General features: G+C 31.6%; 5 protein-coding genes. All 5 read right to left on the reverse strand.

Annotated elements, in window-relative coordinates; all coding sequences use genetic code 11:
- Positions 1 to 77: 77 nt before the first annotated feature.
- The 5 genes from ERK18_RS09230 to ERK18_RS09250 all read right to left on the reverse strand — a co-directional run bounded on the left by ERK18_RS09230 (position 78) and on the right by ERK18_RS09250 (position 3115).
- Positions 78 to 617, reverse strand: a complete 540-nt coding sequence (locus ERK18_RS09230) for a helix-turn-helix domain-containing protein (protein WP_222710145.1) — start codon at positions 615 to 617, stop codon at positions 78 to 80.
- Positions 618 to 927: 310 nt separating this feature from the next.
- Positions 928 to 1071 carry a hypothetical protein gene (locus tag ERK18_RS09235; RefSeq protein WP_158593833.1) on the reverse strand — a complete coding sequence of 48 codons (144 nt, stop codon included), beginning with the start codon at positions 1069 to 1071 and terminating at the stop codon, positions 928 to 930.
- 708 nt (positions 1072 to 1779) lie between these two features.
- Complete coding sequence (locus tag ERK18_RS09240; RefSeq protein WP_187155202.1) at positions 1780 to 2016, reverse strand: hypothetical protein; 237 nt, start codon at positions 2014 to 2016, stop codon at positions 1780 to 1782.
- A 16-nt stretch (positions 2017 to 2032) separates the two neighbouring features.
- The gene (locus ERK18_RS09245; protein ID WP_187155203.1) at positions 2033 to 2428 is read right to left on the reverse strand and encodes a hypothetical protein; all 396 of its coding nucleotides are present in this window, start codon (positions 2426 to 2428) and stop codon (positions 2033 to 2035) included.
- Between the two features lie 474 nt (positions 2429 to 2902).
- The gene (locus ERK18_RS09250; protein WP_187155204.1) at positions 2903 to 3115 is read right to left on the reverse strand and encodes a hypothetical protein; all 213 of its coding nucleotides are present in this window, start codon (positions 3113 to 3115) and stop codon (positions 2903 to 2905) included.
- Positions 3116 to 3519: the final 404 nt, after the last annotated feature.

Consider the following 3519-nt stretch of genomic DNA (forward strand, 5'->3'; position numbering starts at 1 on the left):
GTAATTACAAGCTATTTTGTCGATATTATTAAGTTACTGCATACTATTTCTTAAAAATTACTGCAAAAAAGTTGAACTTATGACTTGGTTTTTCCAATTTTTTGCCACCAATGTAATTTAGACTTCATCACTCTAGAATTTTCAACTGGTTTATCGATAAATTTTTTCTGCCTCAACGGCTTATCGACTAAATTCAATCGCTGAGCCTGATCTGCTAACTGTGCAAATTTTTTTGCAAACTCAACTAACTCATTATTCTGCAGCATTATCTGCTCATCTTTTTCTTTAAGTTGTTCTTCTTTATCTTTTAACAACTGTTTCAATTCATCTATTTCATGCTGCTTTTCGGAAACGGTTTGAAAAACAGTCAACGAATTAATTAGATGATTTTTCCCCTTAGTATCAACTTTTTTAGACTTTTGATACCGTTCAATAACCGTTTTATCATAATATTTACGTTGACCTTTTAACTGTTTTGGAGAAACAGCATTGGCTTTCAACCACTTACTCAATGTACTCTTGCTAACACCTAATATATCAGCAATTCTATTCTGGCTATACAACTGTTCATGCTTCTTCATAAATTGTTTCCTAACCGTTTCAATCCATTTGAACACTACAACAACAATCTAACATACAATTAACCATACTAACAATGACCTTAACTTCCACTCAACTTCTATTCACTACATATATCATTTTCAAACAGCTAAACATAACTATTCAAAATAAGATCGTCCCAGACTACACCAGAAACACCACAACCTCCAAACAGCGGACACACTAACCCCATAAGGTACCTAACATAACCGCAAAGCGGTTAGTTAGGTAATTTCCCCTTGCAATAAGGAGAAGAAACTATCTAACTAACCGCTTTGTCGATCGTTGGTTACTAATCTGGTCACAAAGGACCAGCATACATTTAAGCTAAAAAACGCCCTGCACAGTAGCCGAGCCGTTGTTTTTTGTCGCTCCAAAATATGATCTGAAGGTCTGGGCAACGCCATATGCTAACCCCAGCCAATAGTACCTCGTACTATGTTCTGTCCTTGCTACTGCCGTATGTTCCACTGCTGCCTGCTCGCCTTACACATGAGTAATTCTGACCAGACAGTAGTCGTCTGTACCGCCCTGACCTGGTTCGCTTAACTGCTGGTCGTCACCGCCACTTGCCCCACTGCATTCGTTACGTGCTTTCGGAAATAGATTTATTACTTGAGATGGCTCTATTAAACCTGTCCCTTTTTACAACTTTGTCCTGTTGGCAATTTATGTGCTGTCTTGATAACGAAAAAGACCTCCGGGCTAATCTCTTAGCTTGGAGGTCTTTTTAACTTCATCTCTTGAATTTTTAAGTATTTTTGTTATACTTAATCCAGGTGATGAAGCTAATCTGTGACCGTGCAAAAGTTTGAGATTAGCTTTTTTCATGTATTTAATTGTTAAAAATATTGTATAACAAAATCTTAAAATAAGAAACCTGTTTCACGAATTTAAAATTATAAAATTCAAAAACATATTAGTCATAGTAACTAATTAAAGAATAATATTAACTATTCTAGCTAATATGTTGGCCCATTTTCTTGATATATGTACTTTTTTACAAAGAAAATGAACCAATTTACTAGATGTACCACTAATTCTATCAATTACCTGTATTAACTTTTTAATACCATAGCGTCTAATCTGCTTTTTAACACTTTTAGGTGCTAATTTATAAAAATATCGAACCGACTTTGCACATGTTTTTACTCCTCCCCAAAATCCATAAATCCTATCTTATAAAAATATTTTATCTAAAGATAAAATATTTTTATAAGATAGTGAATTCAGTTCCTTATCGGTAAAGCCATAAACTTTTAAATCACTCTTAGCTTTTTTTAATTTTAACCTTTTACTAGATAGAGCAGTTATACTTGAAGCTGATGCCACATTATATGTAATATCTAACGCTGGCTGTATAAATAAAACCATGCTACACAATAATATCAAACATTTTTTTAGATTAATCTTCATGATTTTTCCTCTAAATTTACTTATGTTTATTATTCTTTTTAATAGCTTTATATTCGCCAATAACAATGGATAGGAACGTAGATATACTCCATATGATCACACATACTACAGCAATGCCAGAAAAAATAAATGATTTTTTATACAAAAAATATAAGCACATAAAAACAGCTGCTATTCCAAGCAATAATATATCTATAATGTCAAAAAAATTATATGTTTTAGAATCATTATCTCCATCATCGTCACCACTTGTTACTACAATATAAATAATAAAAAGTATTACAACTAAAGATAAACACTCTCTAAGCATTGCCCATACATCATGTCTATCTATAATTATTAATCCAATCGATGCTGCAATCAGCATAAAAACATATATAATACCTAATATATGTTTCAATTTCTTTTTCATTAATCTGTACTCCCTTATTGTAAGCATATTTATATATATTATATATAAACAAAAACACATGTTATATTATATATATTTTATATTATATATGCAAACTTATTTTTGCTTAGTATCCTCTATACCAGTAACAACTTTACATAATGTACATTAAGCGAAGTTGCTACGAAACATAGTGCTACAAGGCTTCAAACTGCAGCAAAAAAATGTTTGTGAATTTAAAGCCGTATAGCAAAAGGAAAGGCTGTTAAATCAGTCTTTCCTTTTTTCATTTCTAAGAAATTTCACAATTAGACCAATTGGTATATTTGAATTTTTCAATATCCAATTTCAATATATATTACATTCTAGCTTTAGTTTTAGTCAAAATTATAATTGCTTATATGTCCATATAAGCCCCTACACGCAATTTTTAGGGGCTTAAGTATGTTTGCCCATAAATTTCAATACAACGATTGCATTACCTGTAGTTTTGACCTATATCCCATCAAGATCATTCTCGTGTATATCTTCGATTTTATTAGTTTTTGCATTGTAGTGGATATAATCACCTGGTTCCAAATAAGCCTTTTGCACGTCAGTTAACTGTACTGTGTGGTCGGCGTCATTCTCTACTTCAGCTATTTCAGCAGTCTGCTTCTCAGCATCTATTTGCAATACAACAGCATTAATTTCAATGTCTTTTTTCATCTTAATAACTCCTCTGGGCTAATATAACTCACGCAAATACGCGATAAAGTCTCACTTATATTGTCTAAAAAAACTTTATCTGCTAATTGAATTTTATCCATAGAGTCGATGTATATTCAAGCCTAAAATATATACAACTTCTGAGTCTCTTGCTTTTTAATATAGTTAATTACGTCAACAGTAATCTCTAAAGTTTTGAGTACATTATTAGTTCCATTTTGCTTTGCAAGTTGCCGTAATTTAATACTCGTTTCTTCAGAAAAAACAACATGTATTTCTACAATTTTTTTGATTTCATGCTTTTGTTTTCCTTAAAAAATAAAAATAATTGGCTTGTAAAGTGGTGGTATTTTCTACACTTTTAGGTGGTACAAGGTGGTAAAATCATCATTTTTAGGTGGTAT

The organism is Lactobacillus kimbladii (assembly GCF_014323605.1).
GTDB classification, from domain to species: Bacteria; Bacillota; Bacilli; order Lactobacillales; family Lactobacillaceae; genus Lactobacillus; species Lactobacillus kimbladii_B.

What these genes read in the sequence shown, in the direction of transcription:
- ERK18_RS09245 (WP_187155203.1), bottom strand. Translation starts at nt 2,428, where the DNA reads ATGAAAAAGAAATTGAAACATATATTAGGTATTATATATGTTTTTATG.
- ERK18_RS09240 (WP_187155202.1), bottom strand. Translation starts at nt 2,016, where the DNA reads ATGAAGATTAATCTAAAAAAATGTTTGATATTATTGTGTAGCATGGTT.
- ERK18_RS09250 (WP_187155204.1), bottom strand. Translation starts at nt 3,115, where the DNA reads ATGAAAAAAGACATTGAAATTAATGCTGTTGTATTGCAAATAGATGCT.